The sequence below is a fragment of the Candidatus Pseudomonas phytovorans genome, assembly GCA_029202525.1.
GTDB lineage: Bacteria > Pseudomonadota > Gammaproteobacteria > Pseudomonadales > Pseudomonadaceae > Aquipseudomonas > Aquipseudomonas phytovorans.
Map to the genome: position 1 here is coordinate 4,259,419 of CP119325.1, position 26,185 is coordinate 4,285,603.

Below are 26,185 nucleotides of genomic sequence, written 5' to 3' on the forward strand. Positions count from 1 at the left end.
CCGTGAGCGAACATATCGTCTTCCTCGACGACGAAGGCCTGGCACCTTCCACCCGCTTGAAGCGGCCTGACTGCGAACACCGCTGGCAGCAGTACGCCTACACCCACCCCGACCAGGTGCTGGAGCACCTGAAAGACGCGACGGTGGCGCTGACCTGCAGCGTGCCGCTGCGCGAGGAGCACCTGCGCCAGTTGCCCAAGCTGAAGATGATCTCGCTGGCACTGACCGGCCGTGACATCGTCGATGTCGACTATTGCAACGCCCACGGCATCGAAGTGTCGAGCGTGCCGGGCTATGCCGCCAATACCGTGGCCGAACACAGCCTGGCCATGATCCTCGAACTGTTCCGCCGCCCGGCCGCATTCACCCGGCTGATGCGCCAGGTGCATACTGGTGAAAAGCCGCATCAGAACATCTACTTCAACCACCGCATCCGCGATGTGCGCGACAAACAACTGGCGATCATTGGCAGTGGCCCGATTGCCCTGCGCCTCGCGCACCTGGCACGGGCGTTCGGCATGCAGGTGCTGTTCGAAGACCGTGGCGGCAAGCGCAAAGGCCCCGACTGCAGGCCGTTGGCCGAATTGCTGAAAAACTGCGATGTGCTGTCGATCAACTGCCCGCTCACCCCAGAAACCCACAATTTGATCGATGCCGGGCAACTGGCGTCGATGAAGCCCGATGCCGTGGTCATCAACACCGGCCGCGGCGGCGTGGTCAATGAAGCGGCTTTGATCCAGGCGCTGCAGGCAGGCCGCCTGGGTGGTGTGGCCCTGGATGTAGTGGAGGTGGAACCGCTGCACCCGAGCAACCCGCTGTTCCAGCTGATCGACCGCGACGACTTCCTGCTCAACCCGCACATCGCCTGGAGCAGTGAAGACGCCATGCAACAGCTGATGGACAGCGCCGTGGACAACATCAGCGATTTTGTCGCCCGCCAGCTTTCTGCAAAAAGGATCCGTACCGCATGACCCCCATTACCAAGAGCAGCTACGTCGACGGCGCCTTCGTCGAGCTCGGCAACAGCGCCGACATCCTGGAAAACCGCAACCCTTCCAACCCGGGTGAAGTGGTCGAGCGCTTCGAACGCGCCGACCAGCTGCTGACCCAGCAGGCTATCGCCGCTGCCCGCCGCGCACAGCCGGCCTGGGCGCGCAGCAACCCCCAGCAACGCGCCGACGCACTGGACTTCATCGGCACGGAAATTCTCGCGCGCCGGGAACAACTGGCCACATTGCTGGCCCGCGAAGAAGGCAAGGTGCTGCGCGAGGCCTTGGGTGAAGTGGACCGCGCCGGGCGCTCGTTCAAGTTCTACGCCCAGGAAGCGCTGCGTGCCGAAGGCGAAAAATACCAGTCGGTGCGCCAGGACGTGGGGATCGATGTGTTTACCCAGCCACTGGGCGTGGTCGGCATCATCGCCCCGTGGAACTTTCCCATTGCCATCCCGGCGTGGAAGATCGCGCCGGCGTTGTGCTTTGGCAACTGCGTGGTGTTCAAGCCGGCCGAGCTGGTGCCCTCCTCGGCCTGGGCCCTGGCCGAAATCATCGCCCGCGCCGGTTTGCCAGCGGGCGTGTTCAACATGCTGATCGGCCCCGGACGCAGTGTCGGCGATACGATCATCCGCTCGCCGCTGGTCGATGGCATCAGCTTCACCGGTTCCGAGCACACCGGCCAGACAATTGCCCGGCTGGCTGCCGAAAGCATGAAGAAAGTGCAGTTGGAGATGGGCGGCAAGAACCCGCTGATCGTGCTGGACGATGCCGACCTGGAGCAGGCCGTGGAGGTAGCACTGAACGGTTCTTTCTACAGCACCGGCCAGCGCTGCACCGCCAGCTCGCGGGTGATCGTGACCGAAGGCATTCATGATGCCTTCGTCGCACGGCTGGCCGAACGCACCCGCGTGCTGAAGGTGGGCAATGCGCTGCTGGCCAGCACTGACATCGGCCCTGTGGTCGACAGCCGGCAGCTGGAGCAGAACCTGTCGTACGTGGCTGCGGGCCTGGAACAAGGTGCGAAGCTGGTGTGTGGTGGCGAGCGGATCGACAACCAGGCCGGAGCGTATTTCTTTACCCCGGCGCTGTTTACAGAGGTGACACCAGACATGCGCATTTACCGCGAAGAAATCTTCGGGCCGGTGCTGAGCGTGCTCAAGGTCCGTGACTATGACGAAGCGTTCGCTGCTGCCGAGGACACTGCATTTGGTCTGTCAGCCGGAATCGTCACCACCTCGCTGCGTTATGCCGAGCACTTCAAGCGCAACAGTTCGGCGGGGATGGTGATGGTCAACCTGCCCACTGCCGGGGTGGATTATCACGTGCCGTTTGGCGGGAATGGAGCATCAAGCCTGGGTTCGCGGGAGCAAGGGACGCATGCACGGCAGTTCTTTACCCGGGTAAAGACCACTTACCAGTTGGCTTGATATGTTCAAAAACAGCTAGACAGTGTGGGCGGGCCCCACACGGGAGCGGCCTTGCCGGGGCGCCGCAGCGGTCGGAAAGGGGCGCAAAGCGCCCCCCGCCAGGCAACGCTATTTCAAATCAAAACGGTCAAGCTCCATGACCTTCTGCCAAGCTGCAACAAAGTCGCGCACAAACTTGTCACGCCCATCACTGCTGCCATACACCTCGCTCAATGCCCGTAACTGGGCGTGCGAACCCAACACCAGGTCGACCCGGCTAGCGTTCCATTTAACCTGCCCGGTCTTGCGGTCTCGGCCTTCGAAGGTTTCGTTGTCCGCCGAAGTCGGCTTCCATTCCACGCCCATGTCCAGCAAATTACGGAAGAAGTCGTTGCTCAAGGTGCCAACCTTGTCGGTAAACACGCCCTGCTTGCTATCGCCATGGTTGGCGCCCAGCACGCGCAGGCCGCCAATCAGCACGGTCAGCTCCGGCGCAGTCAGGGTCAGCAGTTGGGCCTTGTCCAGCAGCAGCTTTTCGGCCTTGACGCTGTAGCGGGCTTTGGTGAAGTTACGGAAGCCATCGGCCAGCGGTTCCAGTACGGCGAACGACTCGACATCGGTCTGCGCCTGAGACGCATCGACGCGGCCCGGGCGGAACCCGACGCTGCCAGAGTAACCGGCATCCTTGGCAGCTTTCTCAACGGCTGCGGTACCGGCCAGCACCACCAGATCGGCCAAGGACACCTGCTTGCCGCCATTGTTGAACTCGCCCTGAATCTTCTCCAGCGCCGCCAGCACCTTGCCTGTCCCTTGGTTGGCAGCCCAGTCTTTCTGCGGTGCCAGGCGCACGCGGGCGCCATTGGCACCGCCGCGCTTGTCGGAGCCACGGAAGGTCGAGGCGGATGCCCAGGCGGTGGACACCAGTTCGCCCACGCTCAAGCCCGATGCCAGCACCTTGGCCTTGAGGGCCGCGATGTCCTGCTCAGCCAGTGTTGATGGCCCGGCTTTGGGCAAAGGGTCTTGCCATAGCAGCTCTTCGTTGGGCATTTCCGGGCCCAGGTAGCGCGCCAGCGGGCCCATGTCGCGGTGGATCAGCTTGTACCAGGCACGGGCAAATGCATCCGCCAACTGGTCAGGGTTGTCCTTGAAGCGGCGGGCGATCGGCTCGTAGATCGGGTCGAAGCGCAGCGCCAGGTCGGAGGTCAGCATCGACGGCGCGTGCTTCTTGCCCGGATCGTGGGCATCCGGCACGGTGCCTGCGCCTTTGCCCTCTGTCGGCCGCCACTGATGCGCACCGGCCGGGCTTTTGGTCAGTTCCCACTCAAAGTTGAACAGGTTGTTGAGGTACTCGTTGCTCCACTGCGTGGGGGTCGAGGTCCAGATCACTTCCAGGCCACTGGTGATGGCATCACCGCCCTTGCCAGTGCCGAACTTGTTGGGCCAGCCCAGGCCCTGCAGCTCAAGGCCAGCCGCTTCAGGCTCGGGGCCGACGTTGTCGGCGGGGCCGGCGCCGTGGGTCTTGCCGAAGGCGTGACCGCCTGCGATGAGCGCCACGGTTTCTTCATCGTTCATGGCCATGCGGCCAAAGGTTTCACGGATGTCCCTGCCCGAGGCCACCGGGTCAGGGTTGCCTTCCGGGCCCTCGGGGTTCACGTAGATCAGGCCCATCTGCACGGCGGCCAGCGGGTTTTCCAGGTTGCGCTCGGCTGACAGGTCGCGGCTCTGTTCCTCGCCATGCTTGGCCGGCTCGGCCACCAGGTCACCCTGGCCAGGCGGCTGCGCCTTGACTTGTTCCTTGCCGTAGCGGGTATCACCGCCCAGCCAGACCTTTTCCGAACCCCAGTACACATCTTCGTCCGGTTCCCACACGTCGGCGCGCCCGCCAGAGAAGCCGAATGTCTTGAAGCCCATGGACTCCAGGGCAACGTTGCCGGTGAGCACGATCAGGTCGGCCCAGGAGATCTTGTTGCCGTATTTCTGCTTGATCGGCCACAGCAGGCGCCGGGCCTTGTCCAGGCTGACGTTGTCCGGCCAGCTGTTGAGCGGGGCGAAACGTTGCTGGCCAGAGCCCGCGCCACCTCGGCCATCGCCAATGCGGTAGGTGCCCGCGCTGTGCCACGCCATACGGATGAACAGCGGACCGTAGTGGCCGAAGTCGGCGGGCCACCAGTCCTGGGAGTCGGTCATCAAGGCAGTCAGGTCTTTTTTCAAAGCCTGGAAGTCCAGGCTCTTGAACGCCTTGGCATAGTCGAAGTCCGGGTCGGGGCTGGACTTTGACGAGTGTTGGTGAAGAATCCGAAGGTTGAGCTGGTCAGGCCACCAGTCACGGTTGGTGGTGCCGCCACCTGCGGTTTGATGGAACGGGCATTTCGATTCGTTCGACATCTGCGGGTACCTTTGGGTCGGTTATCCAGATTTCCGGTCTATGCCAGGTGTTCTTTCAGCCGAGCGTGTGGGCTCGTGCTACCCCTCATCAGGTCTACACGGGGCTTGCGAAGCTCTCACGGCGGGTTGGCGTGGTCTTGCACACAGGTGCTGGCACGCCGCCCGCACGCGCAATTCGCGGGGCCACGGGAAAGACTAGCCGAGCTTGGGCAGACTTCTAATAGAGTGGCTGTTAGGGGGTGATAGGCTGGCTCTGTCAGGTTTACTGCGCACACAAACAGGCCGGCACATCCATACAAGGCACGCAGGCCACCCACATGCTTCAATACACCGCCAAGCCCTCTACTCCCGGAACCTGAGCCCAATGAACCGCAACGACCTGCGCCGCGTCGACATGAACCTGCTGGTGCTGTTCGAGGCCCTGATGATCGAACGCAACCTGACCCGGGTCGGTGAAAAGCTGTTCATCACCCAGTCCACCGTCAGCGCCGCCCTGGCCCGCTTGCGCGAGCTGTTCGATGACCCGTTGCTGATCCGCAGTGGCCGGGCCATGGAGCCCACGCCAAGGGCCATGCAGATTTTCGCCGAACTGGCGCCTGCAATGGACGTGATTTCCGCAGCCATCAGCCGGGCCCGCGAGTTCGACCCGGCCAGCAGTTGCAATGTGTTCCGCCTGGGGCTGTCGGACGATGCCGAGTTCGGCCTGTTCCCGGCCCTGCTGCAGGCCCTGCGTGAAGAGGCCCCGGATATCAGTGTGGTGGTGCGGCGGGCCAACTTCCTGCTGATGCCTGGCCTGCTGGCCAGCGGCGAGATTTCGGTAGGTGTGAGCTACACCACCGACCTGCCGGCGACGGCCAAGCGCCGCAAGCTGCGCGACATTGGCGTGCGCGTGCTGCGCGCCGACGACCGGCCCGGCCCGCTCACCCTCGACGAATACTGCGCCCGCCCGCATGTGATGGTGTCGTTCTCCGGCGACATGAGCGGCAATATCGACCTGGACCTGGCGCGCATCGGCCGTTGCCGCAAGGTGGTGCTGGCAGTGCCGCAGTTCGGCAGCCTGCGCACCCTGTTGCGCAACACCGAGCTGATCGCCACGGTCCCGGACTACGCCGCCTGCGCGCTGGCCGACGACGGCAGCCTGCGCGCCGACCCGGCGCCGTTCGACATCACCGAGGCTGAACTGTCGATGGTCTGGAGCGGCGCCCAGGACAACGACCCGGCCGAGCGCTGGCTACGCGAGCGCATTCTGCAGTTCATGGCCCGGTAGGAAATGAATCACTTCTTGCGCTGCATCCACGCCGCACCCAGCCCGCTCAGGCAGATCACCGAAATGCCCACCAGGCTCAGGGTATCCGGCACCTGGCTGTAAACGATCACCCCGAGCAACCCGGCAAACACGATCTGGCAATAACTGAACGGCGCCAGCAACGCCGGGGCTGCATGGCGGAAGGCCTGGGTCAGCAGCAGGTGTGCAGTCATGCCAAAACCGCCCAGTGCCAGCATCAGCAGGGCATGGTCCCATCGCGGCACTTCCCAGAAGAACGGCACCAGCGCACTCATCGCCAGGGTGTTGCACAGCCCTGCATAGAAGTTGCTGGTGGTCGGGCTGTCGTGCGCAGCCAGAATGCGCGTCAGCAACTGATAGAAGCAGAAGCCCAGCGCCGAACCGAACGGATACAGTATGGCCGGGGTAAACATCGCCCCACCCGGGTGCACCACCACCAGCACGCCGATGAAACCCAGCACCACCGCCACCCACTGCCCCACCGTCACCCGCTCTTTGAGCAGCGGCGCCGACAGCGCGGTGACCAGCACCGGGGCAAGGAAGTTGACCGCCGTCGCCTCCGCCAACGGCAGATACTGAAGGCCGGTGGTGAACAGCAGGCTGGTGCTCAACAGGCTCAGGGCCCGCAAGGTTTGCAGCAGCGGCCGGCGGGTGCGCAATACGTTCAGGCCAGACTTGGGCAGGAAAATGCCGGCCATCAGCAGCGTATGCACGACATAGCGCGCCCACACCACCATGATAATCGGGTAAATGCCACCCAGGAATTTCGACAACGCATCGTGGCTGGCGAACAGGAACGTCGCCACCACTACCAACGCGATACCGCGCAGGGGTTGGTTGACGCCGGACAGCGGTGTGCTGGAACTCATGGCTCTCTCGATGACGGCGCAGCTGCATGCCACGCCCAGGGAAGGCCGCACAGGCGTGGCCTGGCGGATGCAACTGCTCGAATTCTAGAAGAGATGCCGCAGGATAAGGAAGTTCATTTGCCACTTGCCCAGGCCTGCTGCATTTCCTGTTCGCTGATCGACCACTTTGTGCTTTGGGCGCATGGCCCGTGCTGCACTGATCGCCGACCATCGAGTGCGAACCCTGCACACCCTACAAGGAATTTACATGCAAAGGCTCACCACCCGTAACGGTCTGGACCTGCCTGCAATCGGCCTGGGCACCTGGCCCATGACCGGCAGCGAATGCACCCAGGCCGTGCACCAGGCGCTGGAAGTCGGTTACCGGCACATCGACACCGCCACCGCCTACGAAAATGAAGCGGCTGTTGGCCAGGCCCTGCGCGAAAGCGACGTGCCCCGTGAGCAGATCCACCTCACCACCAAGGTGTGGTGGGACCGCCTGGAGCCCAAGGCCATGCGCCAGTCGCTGGAAGACAGCTTGCGCGCCCTGGGCACCGAACAGGTCGACCTGTTCCACATTCACTGGCCCGGCAAGGACTGGGACCTGGCGCGCAGTATCGACACCCTGGTAGCCCTGCGTGACGAGGGCAAGGCGCGCCACATCGGCGTGGCCAACTTCCCGCTGGGGCTGCTGCGCCAGGTCGTGGAAACCCTGGGCGCGCCGTTGTCGGCGATTCAGGTGGAATACCACGTGCTGCTCGGCCAGCAACCGCTGCTCGACTACGCCCGCCGCCATGACCTGTTGCTCACCGCCTACACCCCGCTTGCGCGTGGCCAGGCGGCAGCGCAGCCGGTGATCCAGGCGATTGCCCGCAAACATGGCGTGCTGCCCAGCCAGGTGGCGCTGAAGTGGTTGCTGGACCAGGACGGTGTGGCGGCCATCCCCAAGGCCAGTAGCCGCGAGAACCAGCTGGCCAACCTGGCAGCGTTGAACGTGCAACTGGACGACGAAGACCGCGCCGCGATTGCCGGGCTGCCGAAGGACCAGCGCGTGGTAAGCCCGCCGTTTGCGCCGGACTGGAATAGCTGAAATTCGTAAGCGCGACACGGACCTTGTGGGAGCGGGCGTGCCCGCGAAGAAGCCAACTCGGTGACTGGCACCGGCTGCGCCGGTGTTCGCGGCGGTTCGACGCCTCGACACGCCCGCTCCCACAAGGATTGCACAAGCTCTTAAACACAGTACCCCCACAATGGGCGGTGTAAGCCGTCATACGGGGGTAATGACCTGCTTCAACCGCTCGCTCGCCGGTGCCGGCCTCCCGTAGAAGTAGCCTTGGAAATGCGAACACCCTTCCGCCGCCAGCCGGCGCATCTGCTCTTCCGATTCCACCCCCTCGGCCGTGGTCTTGATCATCAGGCTGTTGGACAGGTCGGTAATGGCGCGGATGATCGACATCGCCTCACGGCTGTCGCACATGTCATGCACGAACGACTTGTCGATCTTGATCCGGTCAAACGGGAACGACCGCAGATAGCCAAGCGATGAATACCCTGTGCCAAAGTCGTCCAGCGAAATGGACACGCCCAGGTCTTTCAGCGCGCGCAGGGTGCGCACGTTTTCTTCGCTGTTACCCAGCAACACCGACTCGGTAATTTCCAGCTCCAGGCGCTGCGCCGGCAGGCCTGAATCGGCTAGGGCCAAGGCCACAACCTCCACCAGGTTGGCATTCTTGAACTGCACCGGCGACAGGTTGACCGACACCGTCTGGTCGCTGTCCCAAGTGGCCGCTTCCTGGCAAGCCAGGTTCAAGGCGCGGATGCCCAGCTCATGAATCAACCCGGTTTCCTCGGCAATCGGGATGAAGTCCATGGGCATTACCATGCCACGGCTCGGATGCTCCCAGCGCAGTAACGCCTCGTAGCCGGTGATGCAATGGGTTTGCTGGTCGACCACCGGCTGGTAGTGCAGTTGCAACTGCCCCAGGTGCAGCGCGGTGCGCAGGTCGGTTTCCACCAGGCGCCGCTGGCGGGCGGCGACGTCCAGTTCAACTTCGAAGCACTCGTAGCGGTTGCGCCCGTTGCGCTTGGCCTCGTACAGCGCCATGTCGGCATAACCCAGCAACTGCTCGGCCTGGTCGTTGTCATCGGGGGCGATGGCAACGCCGATGCTCACCCCAACCGTGAACTGGTGCCCTTCGATCTGGAACGGCGGGCAAATGGCATTGATCAGGCGCTGCGCGGTGTTGCGCGCGGCATCGCGGCCATCCAGCCCGGTCAGGACCACGGCAAACTCATCACCGCCCAGACGGGCCAGGGTGTCGTGCTCGCGCAGCTCCCGGCGCAGGCGTTTGCCCAACTCGCGCAACAGCTTGTCGCCGAAGGCATGGCCCAGGGAGTCGTTGATGTTCTTGAAGTTGTCCAGATCCAGGCACAGGGCAGCGGTCAGCTTGGCGGTCTCGCTGCCACGCACCAGCGCCTGGCGAAGGCGTTCGTGGAACAAGGTGCGGTTGGGCAGCCCGGTGAGGGCGTCATGGTGCGCCATGTGGTGAATCTGCGCGTGGGCGGCCAGTTCCTCGGTGGCATCTTCGGCGACAAACAGCACGTAATCCGCCTGGCCCTCGCGATTCTGGCTGAGCAAAGTGCGGCTGCGCAGGGTGCGCGGGCCACGGGCGGTGTCGACCCGGGTCTCGGCAGCATGGCCCTTGGTGTTACGCGCGCCCCGGGCCAGTTGCTGTTCAAGGTATTCGGCAGCCGCCGGGCTCAGGCATTCGCCCGGCAGTTGGCCGATCATGCTGCGCCCTGGCCCGCCGAACAGGCGTTCGGCCTGCTGGTTGGCCAACAGGATACGCTGGCTTTCAAGGTCCTGGACGATGACGCTGGCGGGGATGTTGGCAATGACCGAGTCGAGGAACTGCGACAGTTTGGCCATTTCCTGGCTGTACTGCTCGGCCAGTTCCTTGGCCTGCAGCAGCTCCAGCTCCTGGCGCCGGCGTTCGGAAATGTCGCGGGTCACCTTGGCAAAACCCACCAGTTGCCCGGCATCGTCGTACACCGCATCGATCACCACATGGGCGTGGAAGGCCGAGCCGTCCTTGCGCAGGCGCGACCCGACCTCTTCAAAACGCCCGGTGCTGCGCGCCTGCTCCAGGTTATGCGCAGGCAGCCCGGCAGCGCGCTCGGCATCGGTGTAGAACAACGAATAATGCTGGCCGACAATTTCCTCGGCGTGGTACCCCTTGGCACGCTGCGCGCCGGGGTTCCAGTTGGCAACAACACCTTCGGGGGTGAGCATGTAGATGGCGTAGTCCACCACACTCTGAATCAATAGCCGGTACATGATGTCGGGGCTTGCGACTAGCGCCATGAACTTTACCTGAACCTTCGAAGGGCATGAAAAGGGACCCCGGCAAGCAGCGGCCGGGTATCGGGAAGCGTTGATGGCATTATGCCGCTCATGGCGATTTTGTGAAGTAGCTCACAAAAAAGTCGCTAGCCCTCTTCAATGCAAATCAAAGGCTGGGGCGCTGGACCACAACCCGCTTGCAGCAAAAAGCCCGGACCCTCCCCGCACGGAAAGGCCCAGGCCAAAAACACAGTGGATGAAGGGCTGCACGGCAGCCCCTGCGACCTCAAGCCGAAACTCAGCTCTCCTGCAAGGCACGCGGGCGATGGCTGCGAGCCTCGGCCTGCGGCGCCGTGGTCCCTTGCAGGTGGAAGTCGAACGCCAGCTCGGCAAAACGATCACCTTGCACGCCGCGGTCGCGCGCCGCAGCTGCATCCTCGACAAAGCGCAGCTCGCCGATCAGCCCGTCACGGGTGGCATAGGCAAAATCGTCCCAGAGGTACTTGTCACCCTCGAAGTTGATCTGCGTGGTCAGGTGGCGATGCCCGGGTGCCGAGATGAAGAAGTGCACGTGTGCCGGGCGCTGGCCATGGCGGCCGAGCAGGTCCAGGCACTCCTGGGTCGGGCCCTGTGGGTCGCAACCATACCCCGACGGCACGATGGAGCGCGCACGGTAGCGGCCCTCGGCATCGGTGATGATGCGCCGGCGCAGGTTGTAATCGGACTGGGACGAGTCGAAGTACGAATAGGTACCTTGGGTATTGGCGTGCCACAGATCGACGGTGGCGCCGGCCAGCGGCTTGCCGTCGGCATCGAACACCTGGCCCTTGAGGAACATCACCACGCCAGGGTCGGTGCCGTCGTCCATGCGCGACTCGCCTTGTGCCAACGGCGCCCCGGCGACGTACAGCGGGCCTTCGATGGTACGCGGGGTGCCGCCGCCCAGGCCGGCTTCGGCGTCCTTGGCGTCCTGCAGCAGGTCGAGGAAGTGCTCGATGCCCAAGCCAGCAGCCAGCAGGCCCGCCTCGTTACGACCCCCCAGGCGGTTGAGGTAATCAATGGCGTGCCAGAATTCGTCTTCGCTGATTTCCAGGTCTTCGACCAGGCGCGCGGTGTCCTGCAGCACACGCAGGATGATCTGCTTGAAACGCGGGTTGCCTTCAGCGTGGTCCAGGCCAGCCACTGTGTTGAAAAAGGCTTGAATGTCGGCAGTGTGGGAAATTTTCACGGTCATCGTGCTTACCTCATATTGTTCTTGTCAGGTAGACAGTTGCGTATCAGCGGTCGTCGCTGTGGATCGACGAGGGATGCCGGCACAGGCCGTCGACCTCGATGTCCATGTACGGGAACAACGGCAGTTGCATCAGTGTGTCGTGCAGCGCTTCGACGCTGGGCACATCGAACACGCTGTAGTTGGCGTAGTGCCCGGCAATGCGCCACAGGTGGCGCCAGGTGCCTTCACGTTGCAGGCGCTGGGCCAGTTCCTTTTCATCCGCCTTGAGCTGGTTGGCCTTGGCCGGGTCCATGTCGACCGGCAGTTTCACGGTCATCTTCACGTGGAACAACATGATTATCTCCTTGTTTGCTGATCAGCGACGGGCGAAACGCGCCAGGCGCTGTTCGTCCAGGGTCAGGCCCAGGCCTGGGGTACGGGGAATGTGCAGGTGGAAGTCGCGGTACTGCGGCGGCTCGTTGACAATTTCTTCGGTCAGCAGCAGCGGGCCGAACAGCTCGGTGCCCCAGGTCAGTTGGCGCAGGGTAAGGAAGGCATGGGCCGAGGCCAGGGTGCCGATCGAACCTTCGAGCATGGTGCCGCCATACAGGCCGATACCGGCGGCCTCGGCGATTTGTGCGGTGCGCAGCACGGCACGCGGGCCGCCGTTCTTGGCGATTTTCAGGGCAAAGATGCTGGCCGCGCCGTCGGCGGCCAGGCTGAAGGCATCCTCGACGCTTTCGATCGACTCATCAGCCATGATCGGTGCAGGGCTGCGCTGGTTCAGGCGCACCTGGCCACCCCGGTTGATGCGCGAAATCGGCTGTTCGATCAGGTCGATACCGTTCTCGCCCAGCACCTGGCAAGCGCGGATGGCCTGGGATTCGTCCCAGTATTGATTGACGTCCACCCGCACACTGGCGCTGTCGCCCAGCTCGCGTTTTATCGTCACTACGTGCTTCAGGTCCTGCTCCACCGGGTTGGCACCAATCTTCAGTTTGAACACCCGGTGACGGCGGATCTCCAGCATGTGTTGCGCTTCGGCGATGTCACGGGCGGTGTCGCCGCTGGCCAGGGTCCAGGCCACTTCCAGGCTGTCGCGCACCCGGCCGCCCAGCAGTTCGCTGACCGGCAGGCCCAGGCGTTTTCCCTGGGCGTCGAGCAAGGCGCTTTCAATACCCGACTTGGCAAAGGTATTGCCCTTGGCCAGCTTGTCCAGCTTGAGCATGGCGGCGTTGATATTGTCTGCCGGAAGGCCGATCAGCGCCGGGGCCAGGTGCGCGTCAATGTTGGCCTTGATGCCCTCGGGGCTTTCGTAGCCATAGGCCAGGCCGCCAATGGTAGTGGCCTCGCCGACACCTTCCACGCCATCGCTGCAGCGCACGCGCAATACCACCAGGGTCTGCTGTTGCATCGTGTGCATGGCCAGCTTGTGCGGGCGAATGGTCGGCAGGTCGACGATAATTGCATCAATACGTTCAATCAGCGCGCTTGTCATTGTTGCCAGGTCTCGTCAGGTCGGGCTGCCAGTCGCAGGCCCGAATGGTGCATTTACTTGATTGTTCAAGGATTGCGCGAGACCCTGATGACCGTCCAATATCAAATGAATCTCCCACCATACCCTGGAGGTCTTGTGGAGCTGCGCCACCTGCGTTATTTCAAGGTCCTGGCCGAAACCCTGAACTTCACCCGCGCCGCCGAGCTGCTGCACATTGCCCAGCCCCCCTTGAGCCGGCAGATCAGCCAGCTGGAAGACCAGCTTGGCACCCTGCTGGTCGTGCGTGAACGCCCGTTGCGGCTCACCGAAGCCGGCCGTTTCTTCTACGAGCAGACCTGCACCGTGCTGCAACAGCTGCAGAACATCAGCGACAACACCCGCCGCATTGGCCAGGGTCAGCGCCAGTGGCTGGGCATCGGCTTTGCCCCCTCGACCCTGTACAACGTGCTGCCAGAACTGATCCGCGAGCTGCGCCAGGACAGCGAGCTGGAGCTGGGCCTGAGCGAGATGACCACGCTGCAGCAGGTAGAAGCGTTGAAGAGCGGGCGCATCGACATCGCCTTCGGGCGCATTCGCATCGACGACGCGGCCATTCACCAACAGGTACTGCTTGAAGACCCGCTGGTGGCGGTGCTGCCCAAGGGCCACCCGCTGTCGGGCAGCCCGCTCAGCCTTGCCCAGCTGGCTGGCGAGGCGTTCATCCTCTACCCGGCCAACCCCCGGCCCAGTTATGCCGACCACGTGCTGGCGCTGTTCGCCCAGCACGGCATGAGCATCCGCGTCAGCCAGTGGGCCAACGAACTGCAGACGGCCATCGGCCTGGTGGCCGTCGGCGTTGGGGTGACCCTGGTGCCAGCGTCGGTACAACAGCAGCACCGCACCGATATCGAGTATGCCGGCCTGCTTGATAGCAGCGCCGTCAGCCCGATCATCCTCAGCCGCCGCAAGGGTGATGTGAGCCCGATCATGCAGCGCTGCCTGGCACTGATCGAGCAACAGGCAACATGAACAAACCTCGCACCCTGTGTGAGCGGGCGTGCCCGCGAACACGGGCAAAGCCCGTGCCATCCACCGAGGCGCCTGCTTCGCGGGCATGCCCGCTCCCACAGGGACTGTGTACCGTGGCCCCATAGCCTGCGCCTGTCCCGTATACCCATCGGTATATCGCGATAGGGCCGCACAGCGGCCCCAGGATTTCACCATCAAGGCAACAATCGAGGGGCCGCTTCGCGCTATGCCTTGGCCAGGTAGTCGATAAACAGGCGAAACAACTCGGCGTTGGTGGAAATTCCCAGCCGCTGGTAAATATTGTGCTTGTGCACTTTCACCGTCCCCTCCGAAATATTCATCTGCCGCGCAATCGACGCATTGCTGTGGCCCTGCAACAGCAGTTTGGCGATAACGCGCTGGGTCTCGGTCAGCTGCCCTTGCAGGATCTCGACAAAGGCATCCTCCAGCACCGCCCCCTCTGGTAAAGCGCGCAGGCGATCGGCATAGCGCAACCGGCAATGCTGGCCGTATGCAGATGCCAGAACCGGCGCCATCCCGGCCAACAGGTCCATTTGCGCTGCACTGAAATCACCACTGCTGTGGTTGCGCATCAGCGAGTGGACAATTGCGACCTGGGGCCGCAAGGGAATGATCAAGCCCACCTCCTCCACCGCCGTGCCGTAGTCGGAAGACACACAGGGGTGGATGTCCCTGGAAATGGCAAACCCTGAAGAGAAGAAGCAGTCCGGTGCCAGTTCGCTCATGCGCCAAAGCCCGGCCGGGTGCTCGTTGACGCAGGCGACGTAGAACGGATCGAGCAGATAGCCGCCCCGCACATAAGCGTTCAGGGTGCGCTCGGCCACCGAATGGTTGTAGCCATTGTGCACCAGCAGTGCCGGCTGGTTGAACTGGAACAGGTAAGCGCAACTCATGTCGAACGCCAGCTTGCTGCGCAGCCATGCATCCAGCGACGGCCCCAACAGGTCGCTGCCGATCGCCTCGATCACCGTCGCCAGGCCGTTCGCCTCATCTTTTGTCATTGTTCATCACGCTCTTGCAAGGAAGGCTTGGTCGACCTTACCGCCTTGATCGGCAAAAAGCACAAAATCCGGGGCGCCCTGGACGCTCCGGATCATCTGCATGACGCTTTTTGCTCAGGACGGCTGGGCCGCCACCTTGAAGGCACCGGCAGCGTCGTCCAGACGCCCCATTTCCTGCGCCTTGGGCACCGCCAGCCAACTGGCCAGCAGCATGGCGATCAGGCCGCCACTGAGCTTGCCGATCATCAGTGGCAGGATCAGCGACGGCTGGAAGTTGGCCGAAAAGGCCATGTGGTCGCCAAAGGTGAAGGCGGCGCACACCGAGAAAGCAATCACCAGCACCTTGTCCTTGGGTGGCATGTCGCTGACCAGGCGGAACATGGCCAGAATATTGGCCGAAGCCGCCAACACCCCGGCCGCGCCAACACCCGACATGCCAAAGCGCGAAGCCACCCGCTCGATCGGCCGGGCCAGAAAGCGCTTGAGCAGGTGCACCATGGGGAATGCCCCACATAGCATCAGACCGATATAGCCGGCAATTTCCAGCGCGCGGAACTGGTCATCGGCATCGGCGATGATCGGCGCGAAGCCCCAACTGCCGAACAGGTGGCTGAACAGGCCGGTGAAGTACTGCACGATGGAGGCCACCAGCACCAGCACCACGGCGATGTACATGAACTGGCCGAGCTTGAGGAACAGGTACACCATCAGTGTCGGGAAGTAGCGCAACGCCGCTGCCAGGGCGATGCAGAACAGGATCAGCGGCATGAGGTTGCGCAGCAGCATCGCCCAGGTGAAGTGCAGCGCCTGGGTCGCGGCGCCAGTGGTGGCGATGTCGGGGCGCACGTTCAGGCCCAGGGCCTGCATGGTCATGGCTATGATCATGATGCTCACCGGGATGGTCAGCAGCCCGGCCATGATCCCCAGGGCCATGTACTTGTGGTCGACCTTGCGCAGCATGGCCAGCCCTACCGGGATGACGAAGATGATCGTGGCGCCGCACTGAAAGCCGGTGATCAGGCCGAGAATCCAGCCTTCCGGGCTTTGCGCCAAGGCCTTGGCCAGCTGGTAGCCGCCCATGTCGGAGGCGATGAAGATGGGGCCGGCAATGCCCGGATCGGCGCCGATGGCCTGGAACAGCGGCGCGATCACATGGCTGATACCCGCAGAGATGTAAGGGATGGCCGCCATGATGCCGGCCACGGGGATGAAGATGGGGCCGATGCTGTGCAACCCGGCGATGAACTCCTGCCCCAGCTCGCCCTCGGGGTTGTAGATGGATGCCACGGCACCCAGTACCGCGCACACCATGATGACGTAGATGACATACGTGCCGATGCTTTCCATTTGCCGCCTCATTTTTAGAGTTGTGGGGTTGGCAGGACTGAAATGTCACGGGGCATCGTTGTTGTTATGGCGTGTGCAAGGCGTGCCCCGTCGAGGGCTTAAACTATTCGGCAAGGTGCTGGGCTGTCCATATACCGGGAGGTATATGCGGTTGTCAGCGGCGGTAGGCCAGCAGCAGGAACACGAACCACAGCGGCATCACGCACAACGCCAACCGGGTATCCGGCTGCAACGCCAGCAGCACCAGCACAAAGCCGAGAAAGGCCAAGGTGGTGACGGCCATCGGCACCCCGCCCGGCAACTTGAACGCCGAAGCAGTGTGCGCAACCGGGTTGCGTTTGCGATAGGCAAGGTACGCCGCCAGGATCATCGACCAGGTAAAGATCACCAGGATTGCCGACACCGTCGAAATCAGCGTGAACACTGTCATCACCTCGGGGATGATGAACAGCAGGCTCAACCCGATCAGCATGCACACTCCTGAAAACACCAGGCTGTACACCGGCACGCTCAGTGCCGAGAGCCTGGCGAACAAGGCCGGCGCGTTACGCCGCTCGGCGAGTCCGAACAGCATCCGGCACCCCGAGTAGACACCGCTGTTGGCCGAAGAAGCTGCCGAGGTCAGCACCACGAAGTTGATCATGCCGGCCGCCGCCGGGAAGCCGGCCAGCAGGAACAGCTCGACGAAGGGGCTGCGGTTGGCCGGCACCTCGGCCCACGACACCACGCTGATGATGCACACCAGCGCCAGGATGTAGAACAGCAGAATGCGCAAGGGGATGGTGTTGATCGCCTTGGGCAGCGAGCGATGCGGGTTCTTCGCCTCGGCGGCGGTGGTGCCGATCAGTTCGGTGCCGGCAAAGGAAAACACGGCAATCTGGAACCCGGCAAAGAAACCGCTGATGCCATGGGGCAGCACCACACCCGGCGCGACCACGTTGGATAATGAAGCCACCACGCCATTGGGTGAGGTGTAGGAAGTCGCGATCATCACCGCAGCTGTGATGATCAACAGCACGATGGCGACGATCTTGATGATGCCGAACCAGAATTCCACCTCGCCAAATATCCGCACCGCCAGCATGTTCAGCCCCAGCAACACAAACAGGGTGAAGAACGCGGGTAGCCACGCCGGTGCATCGGGGTACCAGTACTGGAAGAACCCGGCTACCACGACCACGTCACCGACCACCGCCACGCTCCAGCTCAGCCAGTACGACCAGCTCAGCACAAAGCCGGCACGCGGGCCCAGGTAATGGGCGACGATGTCGGCGAACGATTTGAAGCGCAGGTCGGACAACAGCAGCTCGCCCATGGCGCGCATGACGAAGAACACGAAGAACCCGAGGATGGCGTAAACCAACAGGATCGAAGTGCCGGACAGCGCGATCACCTTGCCCGAGCCCATGAACAGGCCCGTGCCGATGGCGCCGCCGATGGAAATCAACTGGATGTGGCGGTTTTCCAGCGTGCGTTGCAGGTGCCCGTCACGGTCGGGCGTTACCGGTTTGCTTTGCTCAAGGCTTGCGGGCATGTCTTGCATGGCGACCTCTTGTTATTGTTGGCCTGTCACATGTCGCTGTGCCGTGGCGAGGCCCATTACAGGCTCCGTCACGGCTTGTTGCGCGGGTTAGCGTGCGTTTTCAAAACCTTGCAGGGTGTTCACTGCGTTGATGCCGATTTCGTCGACCATGTAACCGCCTTCCATCACGAACAGGGTCGGGATGCCGGCGCTGGCGATCTCGGCGCCCATGCGCAGGAAGTCTTCGCTGGTGAGCTTGAAGTGGCTGATCGGATCGTCCTCGAAGGTGTCGACGCCAAGCGACACCACGAGGAATTCGGGCCGCTGCGCAGTGATGCGTTTGAGCGCTTCCTGCAGCGCTACCTGGTACTGCGCCCAAAGCGTGCCTTTGCCCATCGGGTAGTTGGCATTGAAGCCCTCACCCGCCCCTGCGCCCCGCTCATTCACATAGCCTGAGAAATACGGGTAGGACACGTGTGGGTCGCCATGCAGCGAGGCAAAGAACACATCGGGGCGATCGTAGAAGATGTTCTGCGTGCCGTTGCCGTGATGGAAGTCCACATCCAGCACGGCCACGCGTTTGGCGCCCTGGCTCAGGCAGCGCTCGGCGGCGATGGCGGCGTTGTTCAGGTAGCAATAGCCGCCCATGTACTCGCGGGCGGCGTGGTGCCCCGGCGGGCGGCACAGGGCGAAGGCACTGTCGGCGCCGTCGATGATGCGCTGCATGCCGGTCAAGGCGACGTTGGCGCTGCTACGCACCGCCTCCCAGGTGCCGGCGGTGATCGGCGCACCAGCGTCCATGGCGTAGAAGCCCAGCTTGCCATCGATGAATCCGGGTTCACGGTCGATGGCCAGGTCGCGCACCGGCCAGACCAGTGGCAGTGCGTCGTGGGTCTTGCCAGTGGCGGCCCATTCTGCCCAGGCGTGTTCCAGAAAGCTCACATAGCGCTCGCTGTGCGCCGCCACGTAGCAGGCACGGTCAAAGGCCTGCTCGGCGATGACATCACCGAGACGGGTGCTGCGCACCCTGGCCAGCACGGTGTCGGCGCGCTGAGGGTTTTCGAACGAAGGCGTTATCGCACCGTCCTTGAGTTCCGAGCCATGGTGCAAGCGGTGGTTGTTGCTAAAGACTGTCAGCACGCGAATGTCCTTTTTCAAGGGGTTACCGGATAACCAATTTTCGCGACATGACGGTGAAAATGCTTTGCTTTATGCTCAATCAAATCCGATTCTTGAGCAAAGTATTCACAGGATTACGAACCTATGAGCAAAGGTTTTGCCATTGAACAACTGGACGACACCGACCGCGAGCTGCTGCGTCTTTTGCAGGAAGACGGCACCCTGTCGAGCGCTGCGCTGGGCGAGCGCCTGTCGATGACCGTGACGCCCTGCTGGCGCAGGCGCAAACGGCTCGAAGAGCTGGGCGTCATCAAGGATTACCAGGCCAACCTCGACCGCAGGAAGCTGGGGTACGACGTGATGGCGTTTGCCCAGGTGCGCTTTGGCAACCACTCGGCCGAGGCGCCGGATGAGTTCGAGCAGGTCATTCTAAAGCTGCCGCAGGTGCTGTCGTGCCACAAGGTGACCGGCGAGGCTGACTATGTGCTGACGGTGTTGGCCAATGACCTGGAGAGTTATGGGCGGTTTGTCGAAGAAGTGTTGCGCCGCCAGCCCGGGATTGCCTCGATCCAGTCGAGCTTGGCGTTGCGCGAAGTGAAGGCGGTTTCGCGGATACCCGTAACTTGAAAGCCCACCCAGCCTGCTTTTCTTTCCGGGATATCTCAATTCGCAAGCGCGACGCGGTCTATGTGGGAGCGGGCGTGCCCGCGAAAAATCCAACCCGGTGCCTGGCACCGGCTGCGCCGGTGTTCGCGGGCACGCCCGCTCCCACAGGGACAGCGCTGCTTTCGGGCTCACCCCGTACCTGTCAGAAAGATTACTCCGGCAAGCTATAGCGCTCGGCAAAGTACTGCCGGAAAAAGTCCACTGCCACCCGCACCTTGGCCGAGCTGGCCAGCGGCGAGGTGTATACCGCCCAGATATCCGCCGGTTGGTGATAGGCCTCCAGCACCTGCACCAGGCGCCCATCCTGCAGGCTGTCGTGCACGTCCCACCATGAGCGCAGCAGTATCCCGCGCCCGTCCAGGCACCACTGGTGCGCCACTTCGCCGTGGTTGGTCGACAGCCCACCCGTCACCCGCACGCTTTCTTCACCCATCGGCCCCAGCAGTTGCCACACCCCGAACGGGTGGTCGCGCTCCTTGATCACCAGGCAGTCGTGGCTGGCCAGGTCGCCCAGCACCTTGGGCGCAGCGCGCCTCGCCAGGTACGCCGGCGCGGCGCACAGCACACGGCGGTTGCGTGCCAGCGGCTTGGCGATCAGGTTGGGGGCAATGGCGTTGCCTACGCGAATGTCCAGGTCGACACCTTCGGCAATCAGGTCCACCAGGCGGTCGTGCACATCCAGGCGAATGTCCAGCCGCGGGTAGCGCTCGGCCAGTTCCGACAACGCCGGCGCCACGAACCGCCGGCCCAGGCCCAGGCTGCTGGCGATGCGCAACTGCCCGGCTGGCTCGCGGTGCTGGGCACTGATGTCATCGCCCATGCGCTGCACGGCATCGAATATCTGCAACGCCCATTGATACACCCGCTCGCCCTCCTCGCTCACCGTCACCCGCCGGGTGGTGCGGTGCAACAGGCGTACTTCGAGGTTTTGCTCAAGCATGCGGATGCGCTTGCTGATGTACGCCGCCGACATACCCAGCTCGTCGGCCACGGCCGCGAAGCTGGCGCGCTTGGCCACCTGCAGGAAGATATTGAGGTCGTCGAGGCTGGGCAGATTATTCACGTAGCGTGTTCCAAGAATCCATGATTGGCCAGATTATCTCCAGGCAAAGCCCTTATAGCATGGCCAGCACCTGTTCCCTAGACAACGAGTGCACCCCCATGAGCAAGACGTTCAGAATCGCGGCAATCCCAGGCGACGGCATCGGCAACGAAGTACTGCCTGAAGGCATTCGTGTGGTCGAGGCGGCTGCGCGCAAGCATGGCCTGGATATCAGCTTCGAGTTCTTCGAGTGGGCCAGCTGCGACTACTACCTGGCTCACGGCAAGATGATGCCGGATGACTGGTTCGAACAGCTCAAGGGATTCGACGCGCTGTACTTCGGTGCTGTGGGCTGGCCAGACAAGGTACCGGACCACATCTCGCTGTGGGGTTCGCTGCTCAAGTTCCGCCGCGACTTCGACCAGTACGTGAACATCCGCCCGGTGCGCCTGTTCCCCGGCGTACCGTGCCCCCTGGCCGGCCGTGAACCCGGCGACATCGACTTCGTGGTCATCCGCGAGAACACCGAAGGCGAGTACTCCTCGCTGGGTGGGCGCATGTTCGAAGGCACCGAGAACGAGTTCGTGCTGCAGGAGTCGGTGTTCACCCGCCGTGGCGTCGACCGCATCCTCAAGTACGCCTTCGAAGTGGCCCAGACCCGCGAACGCAAGCACGTCACCTCGGCCACCAAGTCCAACGGCATGGCCGTGAGCATGCCGTACTGGGATGAGCGCACCGCAGCAATGGCAGCCAATTATCCGGAAATCAGCTGGGACAAGCAGCACATTGATATCCTCTGCGCCCGCTTCGTGCTGCAACCGGACCGCTTCGACGTGGTCGTGGCCTCGAACCTGTTCGGCGATATCCTGTCCGACCTGGGCCCGGCCTGCGCCGGCACCATCGGCATCGCGCCATCGGCCAACCTCAATCCCGAGCGCAAGTTCCCGTCGCTGTTCGAGCCGGTGCACGGCTCGGCGCCAGACATCTACGGCAAGAACATCGCCAACCCGATCGCGATGATCTGGTCCGGGGCACTGATGCTCGACTTCCTCGGCAACGACGGCGCCGATCCACGTTACCGCGCCGCCCACGACGACATCCTGAACGCCATCGAGCAAGTCATCGCCGCCGGTGACGTGACCCGCGACATGGGTGGCCAGCAGTCTACCCAGCAAGTGGGCCAGGCCATCACCGCGCTGATCGAAGCCTGATGCACCGGGGCCGATTGTCAGAAGTGTCTGACAATCGGCCCTTTGCCACTTGCGGGCGGCGTGGATTGTATGCAAAATCTGTTAACCATTAGATATTAGTTAACTATAGGTTAACAGCCAAGGAAGGAGCTGTACCGCAACACCCCGGATGCCTGCCGGGTATAACAAGTACGCCAACGTCCAGGAGACGATGATGTCGCACAAGAATAAAAAGATTGATGTGTTCCTGATTACCATGAGCCTGATCGCCGTCCTGCTCACCGTGATCGGCCTTGCAGCCTTCCCCGCCCAGGCTGAAAGCGCCGCCAACCAGTTGTTCGAACTGTCCACCCGCACCTTCGGTACCAGCGTGCAGGTGCTGGTGTTCGCCAGTACCCTGGCCGTGCTGTACCTGGCCTTCAGCAAATACGGCAACATCCGCCTGGGCAGTGGCAAGCCTGAATACGCCACCGCCACCTGGGTGTTCATGTTCATATGTGCCGGCATGGGTTCGTCGACCCTCTACTGGGGCGTGATGGAATGGGCCTACTACTACCAGACCCCAGGCCTGAACATCGCTGCAGCCACCCCCAAGGCGCTCGAGTACAGCGTGGGTTACTCGTTCTTCCACTGGGGCATCAGCGCCTGGTCGATCTACGCCCTGGCCTCGCTGGCCATGGCCTACCACTTCCATGTACGCAAAAAGAGCGGCCTGAACCTGGCTTCGGTTATCGAAGCGGTGACGGGTTTCAAGGCCACCGGGCCGGTAGGCCGTACCGTCGACCTGATCTTCCTGCTGACCATGATGGGCGCCCTGACCGTGTCGCTGGCCCTCACCGCCTCTACCCTGACGCGCGGCCTGCATGACCTGACCGGCACCCCGGATACCTTCACCGTGCAATTGATGGTGATCGGCGGCGTGGCGGTGATGTTCTCGCTCAGTTCCTACATCGGTATCGATGGTGGCCTGCAACGCCTGAGCAAGATGGTGTGCATCGGTGCGCTGGTGTTTGCCGCGGTCGTGCTACTGGTGGGCCCGACCCAGTTCACCCTCAACAACACCGCCAACTCGATTGGCCTGATGATGCAGAACTACGTGCACATGAGCCTGTTCACCGACCCGGCGGGCGACGGTGCCTTCACCCGCAACTGGACGGTGTTCTACTGGCTGTGGTGGGTGTCGTATGCCCCGGGCGTGGCCATGTTCGTCACCCGCGTTTCGCGCGGCCGGCAGATCAAGGAAGTGGTGCTGGCCCTGCTGATGGGGGGCAGCTTCGGTTGCTGGTTCTTCTTCGGCGCGCTGGAAAGCTACAGCATGCACCAGTTCATCACCGGTGCGGTGGATGTACCGAAAATGCTTGCGGAACAAGGCGGCGAATCGGCCGTGACGCACTTGCTGTTGGCCCTGCCGTGGGGCCAGGTGTTCCTTGGCGTGTACCTGTTCATCATGGCCATCTTCTGTGCGTCGCACATGGATGCCGCGGCCTACGCGGTGGCTGCCACCAGCACCCGCAACCTGCGTGAAGGTGACGACCCCACGCCCACCCACCGCCTGTTCTGGTGCGTGGTGCTGACCCTGGTGCCGCTGGCCATGCTGTTCGCCAAGGCTTCGCTGTCGACCATGAAGACCGCCGTGGTGCTGACCGCAATCCCGTTCATGGTGATTCTGCTGGTGAAGATCTACGGCTTCTTCAAGTGGATGATCGCCGACTACGGCCAGGTACCGGCCCATGTCATCGAGGAAGAAGCTGCACGGCTGGCCGGTGAAGCACCTGCCGAGCATGCCCCGCGCAGCGCTGCTGCCGTGCATTGATCAAATCAAAGGGGCCGCACTGCGGCCCCTTTGAAGGCTGCAAATTTTTTTGCCTGATCTGTTAACCCACAGATACGCGTTAACCAACAACTATAAACCGAGCTTGTGAGAACCTGTCATGAACGACTTCAAACGCCTGCCCGCCGATTTCTGCGCGAACGCCGAAGAGGCCTTCACCATCCCGGCCAATTTCTACACCAAGGCCGCGGTGTTCGAACACGAGAAAGAAGCCATTTTCGCCCGCAGCTGGATCTGCGTAGGCCACCGCAGCGAAGTGGCAGACAACAATGCCTACATCACCCGCGAAGTGATTGGCGAAAGCATTATTGTCGTGCGCGGCCGTGACAGCGTGCTGCGTGCGTTCTACAACGTTTGCCCGCACCGTGGCCACCAGTTGCTCAGCGGCAGCGGCAAGGCCAAGAACGTCATCACCTGCCCGTACCACGCCTGGACCTTCAAGCTCGACGGCGAACTGGCCCACGCCCGCAACTGCGACAACGTGGTGAACTTCGACAAAGAGAACTCCACCCTGGTGCAGCTGCGCGTCGAGGAATACGCCGGCTTCATTTTCATCAACATGGACATGGACGCGGGCTCCGTCGAAGACCAGCTGCCAGGCATGCAAGCACGCATGCGTGAAGCCTGCGCGGTGATCGACGACCTGCACCTGGCCGCGCGCTTCGTCAGCGACACCCCGGCCAACTGGAAGTCGATCGTCGACAACTACCTTGAGTGCTACCACTGCGCCCCTGCCCACCCCGGCTTCTCCGACTCGGTCGATGTCGGCCAGTACAGCCACACCATGCACGGCAACTGGACCCTGCAATATGGCCTGGCCAAGCCTTCGGAGCAGTCGTTCAAGTTCGACGAAAACGTGAAAGACCCGTCGTTCGCCGGCTTCTGGGCCTGGCCGTGCACCATGTTCAACGTGCCGCCAGGGGCCAACTTCATGACCGTGATCTACGAGTTCCCGGTCGATGCCGAAACCACCCTGCAGCACTACGACATCTACTTCCTCAACAAGGACATCACCGAAGAGCAGCAGAAGCTGATCGACTGGTACCGCGAAGTGTTCCGCCCAGAAGACCTGCGCCTGGTCGAAAGCGTGCAGAAGGGCCTGAAATCCCGTGGCTACCGTGGCCAGGGCCGGATCATGGCCGACCGCGAGCGCAGCGGCATGAGCGAACACGGCATTGCCCACTTCCACAACCTGATCGCCGTGGCCCACCTCGACGATTGATGGCAACCGCTCCACGTTTATTTGCACGTAAAGGTGCGCGGCAGGGCCTGCCGCGCACCCAGGCAGTCGAGGTGAACCATGGCCAACACTTATGAAATGTTCAGCGTACGCGTAACCGACGTGGAACACGCCACGCCGCTGATCAAGCGCTTTACCCTGGCCCGCGAAGACGGCGCGGCGATGCCCGCTTTCACCGGCGGCAGCCACGTCATCGTGCAGATGCAAGGCGCGGACGGCAGCCAGTTCAGCAACGCCTATTCGTTGATGAGCGACCCGCGTGACACACGCAGCTACCAGATCGGCGTGCGCCTGGAAGAGCAGTCCAAAGGCGGCTCGGCGTTCATGCACCAGCAGGTGGAAGTCGGCACCCGCCTGACCATCTCCTCGCCCAACAACCTGTTCGCCCTGGACCCTTCGGCTGGCCGTCACGTACTGATTGCCGGCGGCATTGGCATTACCCCGTTTCTGGCGCAACTGCATGAGCTGGAAGGCACAAGCACCGACTACGAGTTGCACTATGCCTTCCGCGCGCCAGAGCACGGCGCGTTCCAGGACCAGTTGGCCAACGGCCCGCACGCCGCCAACACACAGTTCTACATCGACAGCCTCGACCGCAGGCTAGACCTGGCCGCCCTGTGCGCGGGGCTGGACGAGCAAGCGCACCTGTACGTGTGCGGCCCCAAACCGCTGATCGACGCGGTCATCGCCTGCGCCGCCCAGGCTGGCATTGCCGAGCAGCGCGTGCATTGGGAACAGTTTGCCGCCACCCCGGTCACCGGCAGTGCCTTCACCGTGGTGCTGGCGCAATCGGGGGTGGAGCTGCAGGTGGAAGAAGGCATGACCATTCTGCAGGCCATCGAGAAGTCCAAGGCCGCCAAGGTCGAGTGCCTGTGCCGCGAAGGCGTGTGCGGTACGTGCGAGACGGCCATTCTTGAAGGTGAAGCCGAGCATTACGACCAGTACCTGAGCGACGAAGAAAAAGCCGCCCAGCAGAGCATCATGCTGTGCGTCTCCCGCGCCCGCACGGCGCGGCTGGTGCTCGACCTGTAAGTATTGAAGGTGTGCACGGGCTTCTGTGGGAGCGGGCGCGTCGAGGCGTCGAACCGCCGCGAACACGGGCGAAGCCCGTGCCATCCACCGCGGCGCCTGCTTCGCGGGCAAGCCCGCTCCCACAGGTATTGCGCCCCTCACCCCTAACGTTAACCAAAAGTTGACAAGTTGCGTATACTGGCAGGCTCTTGGC

21 protein-coding genes are annotated in these 26,185 nt (G+C 62.9%); 10 read left to right on the forward strand and 11 right to left on the reverse strand.

The features are described 5' to 3' along the window. Nucleotides 1-2: 2 nt before the first annotated feature. Entirely contained in the window at nt 3-971 is a 969-nt protein-coding gene (locus P0Y58_18850; protein WEK28955.1) for an NAD(P)-dependent oxidoreductase, read from the forward strand. Then, nucleotides 968-2,419 carry an aldehyde dehydrogenase family protein gene (locus P0Y58_18855; GenBank protein WEK28956.1) on the forward strand — a complete coding sequence of 484 codons (1,452 nt, stop codon included), beginning with the start codon at nt 968-970 and terminating at the stop codon, nt 2,417-2,419. Before P0Y58_18850 ends, P0Y58_18855 begins: the two co-directional genes overlap by 4 nt. A 108-nt stretch (nt 2,420-2,527) precedes the next feature. Here P0Y58_18855 and katG read toward each other — a convergent pair whose 3' ends face one another. Beyond that, the gene (katG, locus tag P0Y58_18860; protein ID WEK28957.1) at nt 2,528-4,783 is read right to left on the reverse strand and encodes a catalase/peroxidase HPI; all 2,256 of its coding nucleotides are present in this window, start codon (nt 4,781-4,783) and stop codon (nt 2,528-2,530) included. 364 nt (nt 4,784-5,147) lie between these two features. Between katG and P0Y58_18865 the strand changes: the two genes are divergently transcribed. After that, a complete protein-coding gene (locus P0Y58_18865) occupies nt 5,148-6,050 on the forward strand; it encodes a LysR family transcriptional regulator (GenBank protein WEK28958.1) in 903 nt (300 codons plus the stop codon). Nucleotides 6,051-6,058: 8 nt separating this feature from the next. Here P0Y58_18865 and P0Y58_18870 read toward each other — a convergent pair whose 3' ends face one another. Next, nucleotides 6,059-6,937, reverse strand: a complete 879-nt coding sequence (locus P0Y58_18870; protein ID WEK28959.1) for a DMT family transporter — start codon at nt 6,935-6,937, stop codon at nt 6,059-6,061. A gap of 247 nt (nt 6,938-7,184) precedes the next feature. On the opposite strand from P0Y58_18870, the gene P0Y58_18875 reads away from it, so the two are divergent. Beyond that, nucleotides 7,185-8,009: an aldo/keto reductase gene (locus tag P0Y58_18875; GenBank protein WEK28960.1), complete on the forward strand. Its 825-nt coding sequence runs from the start codon at nt 7,185-7,187 to the stop codon at nt 8,007-8,009. A 177-nt stretch (nt 8,010-8,186) separates the two neighbouring features. Here the strand turns inward: P0Y58_18875 and P0Y58_18880 are convergent, their stop codons facing one another. From P0Y58_18880 to P0Y58_18895, 4 genes are all read right to left on the reverse strand, one after another. Then, nucleotides 8,187-10,283, reverse strand: coding sequence for an EAL domain-containing protein (locus P0Y58_18880; protein ID WEK28961.1), 2,097 nt, complete (start codon nt 10,281-10,283; stop codon nt 8,187-8,189). Nucleotides 10,284-10,560: 277 nt separating this feature from the next. Then, nucleotides 10,561-11,496 (reverse strand): catechol 1,2-dioxygenase, encoded by a 936-nt coding sequence (catA, locus tag P0Y58_18885; GenBank protein WEK28962.1) that lies wholly within the window; start codon nt 11,494-11,496, stop codon nt 10,561-10,563. Nucleotides 11,497-11,539: 43 nt separating this feature from the next. Further along, a complete protein-coding gene (gene catC / locus P0Y58_18890; GenBank protein WEK28963.1) occupies nt 11,540-11,830 on the reverse strand; it encodes a muconolactone Delta-isomerase in 291 nt (96 codons plus the stop codon). Nucleotides 11,831-11,851: 21 nt separating this feature from the next. Next, complete coding sequence (locus P0Y58_18895) at nt 11,852-12,973, reverse strand: muconate cycloisomerase family protein (GenBank protein WEK28964.1); 1,122 nt, start codon at nt 12,971-12,973, stop codon at nt 11,852-11,854. A gap of 135 nt (nt 12,974-13,108) precedes the next feature. On the opposite strand from P0Y58_18895, the gene P0Y58_18900 reads away from it, so the two are divergent. Next, nucleotides 13,109-13,981: a LysR family transcriptional regulator gene (locus P0Y58_18900; GenBank protein ID WEK28965.1), complete on the forward strand. Its 873-nt coding sequence runs from the start codon at nt 13,109-13,111 to the stop codon at nt 13,979-13,981. A 224-nt stretch (nt 13,982-14,205) separates the two neighbouring features. Here P0Y58_18900 and P0Y58_18905 read toward each other — a convergent pair whose 3' ends face one another. The 4 genes from P0Y58_18905 to P0Y58_18920 form a co-directional block, all read right to left on the reverse strand. Further along, entirely contained in the window at nt 14,206-15,003 is a 798-nt protein-coding gene (locus P0Y58_18905; GenBank protein ID WEK28966.1) for a helix-turn-helix transcriptional regulator, read from the reverse strand. Between the two features lie 114 nt (nt 15,004-15,117). Then, complete coding sequence (gene eutH / locus P0Y58_18910; protein ID WEK28967.1) at nt 15,118-16,350, reverse strand: ethanolamine utilization protein EutH; 1,233 nt, start codon at nt 16,348-16,350, stop codon at nt 15,118-15,120. A gap of 154 nt (nt 16,351-16,504) precedes the next feature. Then, the gene (locus tag P0Y58_18915) at nt 16,505-17,893 is read right to left on the reverse strand and encodes an amino acid permease (protein ID WEK28968.1); all 1,389 of its coding nucleotides are present in this window, start codon (nt 17,891-17,893) and stop codon (nt 16,505-16,507) included. Between the two features lie 87 nt (nt 17,894-17,980). After that, nucleotides 17,981-19,012, reverse strand: coding sequence for a histone deacetylase family protein (locus P0Y58_18920; protein ID WEK28969.1), 1,032 nt, complete (start codon nt 19,010-19,012; stop codon nt 17,981-17,983). Between the two features lie 123 nt (nt 19,013-19,135). On the opposite strand from P0Y58_18920, the gene P0Y58_18925 reads away from it, so the two are divergent. Continuing rightward, the gene (locus tag P0Y58_18925; GenBank protein WEK28970.1) at nt 19,136-19,618 is read left to right on the forward strand and encodes an Lrp/AsnC family transcriptional regulator; all 483 of its coding nucleotides are present in this window, start codon (nt 19,136-19,138) and stop codon (nt 19,616-19,618) included. Nucleotides 19,619-19,808: 190 nt separating this feature from the next. Here the strand turns inward: P0Y58_18925 and P0Y58_18930 are convergent, their stop codons facing one another. Beyond that, nucleotides 19,809-20,720: a LysR substrate-binding domain-containing protein gene (locus tag P0Y58_18930; protein ID WEK28971.1), complete on the reverse strand. Its 912-nt coding sequence runs from the start codon at nt 20,718-20,720 to the stop codon at nt 19,809-19,811. A gap of 98 nt (nt 20,721-20,818) precedes the next feature. Between P0Y58_18930 and P0Y58_18935 the strand changes: the two genes are divergently transcribed. The 4 genes from P0Y58_18935 (at nt 20,819) to P0Y58_18950 (ending at nt 25,992) form a co-directional block, all read left to right on the forward strand. Further along, nucleotides 20,819-21,910, forward strand: a complete 1,092-nt coding sequence (locus tag P0Y58_18935) for a tartrate dehydrogenase (protein WEK28972.1) — start codon at nt 20,819-20,821, stop codon at nt 21,908-21,910. Between the two features lie 193 nt (nt 21,911-22,103). Further along, nucleotides 22,104-23,702, forward strand: a complete 1,599-nt coding sequence (locus tag P0Y58_18940) for a BCCT family transporter (GenBank protein ID WEK28973.1) — start codon at nt 22,104-22,106, stop codon at nt 23,700-23,702. 118 nt (nt 23,703-23,820) lie between these two features. Next, nucleotides 23,821-24,942, forward strand: a complete 1,122-nt coding sequence (locus tag P0Y58_18945) for a ring-hydroxylating oxygenase subunit alpha (protein ID WEK28974.1) — start codon at nt 23,821-23,823, stop codon at nt 24,940-24,942. A gap of 78 nt (nt 24,943-25,020) precedes the next feature. Beyond that, entirely contained in the window at nt 25,021-25,992 is a 972-nt protein-coding gene (locus P0Y58_18950) for a PDR/VanB family oxidoreductase (GenBank protein WEK28975.1), read from the forward strand. The last annotated feature ends 193 nt before the right edge of the window (nt 25,993-26,185 follow it).

Coding starts and splice junctions, on each gene's coding strand:
- P0Y58_18855 (WEK28956.1), top strand. CDS start 968: ATGACCCCCATTACCAAGAGCAGCTACGTCGACGGCGCCTTCGTCGAG.
- katG (WEK28957.1), bottom strand. CDS start 4,783: ATGTCGAACGAATCGAAATGCCCGTTCCATCAAACCGCAGGTGGCGGC.
- P0Y58_18865 (WEK28958.1), top strand. CDS start 5,148: ATGAACCGCAACGACCTGCGCCGCGTCGACATGAACCTGCTGGTGCTG.
- P0Y58_18870 (WEK28959.1), bottom strand. CDS start 6,937: ATGAGTTCCAGCACACCGCTGTCCGGCGTCAACCAACCCCTGCGCGGT.
- P0Y58_18875 (WEK28960.1), top strand. CDS start 7,185: ATGCAAAGGCTCACCACCCGTAACGGTCTGGACCTGCCTGCAATCGGC.
- P0Y58_18880 (WEK28961.1), bottom strand. CDS start 10,283: ATGGCGCTAGTCGCAAGCCCCGACATCATGTACCGGCTATTGATTCAG.
- catA (WEK28962.1), bottom strand. CDS start 11,496: ATGACCGTGAAAATTTCCCACACTGCCGACATTCAAGCCTTTTTCAAC.
- catC (WEK28963.1), bottom strand. CDS start 11,830: ATGTTGTTCCACGTGAAGATGACCGTGAAACTGCCGGTCGACATGGAC.
- P0Y58_18895 (WEK28964.1), bottom strand. CDS start 12,973: ATGACAAGCGCGCTGATTGAACGTATTGATGCAATTATCGTCGACCTG.
- P0Y58_18905 (WEK28966.1), bottom strand. CDS start 15,003: ATGACAAAAGATGAGGCGAACGGCCTGGCGACGGTGATCGAGGCGATC.
- eutH (WEK28967.1), bottom strand. CDS start 16,350: ATGGAAAGCATCGGCACGTATGTCATCTACGTCATCATGGTGTGCGCG.
- P0Y58_18915 (WEK28968.1), bottom strand. CDS start 17,893: ATGCAAGACATGCCCGCAAGCCTTGAGCAAAGCAAACCGGTAACGCCC.
- P0Y58_18925 (WEK28970.1), top strand. CDS start 19,136: ATGAGCAAAGGTTTTGCCATTGAACAACTGGACGACACCGACCGCGAG.
- P0Y58_18935 (WEK28972.1), top strand. CDS start 20,819: ATGAGCAAGACGTTCAGAATCGCGGCAATCCCAGGCGACGGCATCGGC.
- P0Y58_18940 (WEK28973.1), top strand. CDS start 22,104: ATGTCGCACAAGAATAAAAAGATTGATGTGTTCCTGATTACCATGAGC.
- P0Y58_18945 (WEK28974.1), top strand. CDS start 23,821: ATGAACGACTTCAAACGCCTGCCCGCCGATTTCTGCGCGAACGCCGAA.
- P0Y58_18950 (WEK28975.1), top strand. CDS start 25,021: ATGGCCAACACTTATGAAATGTTCAGCGTACGCGTAACCGACGTGGAA.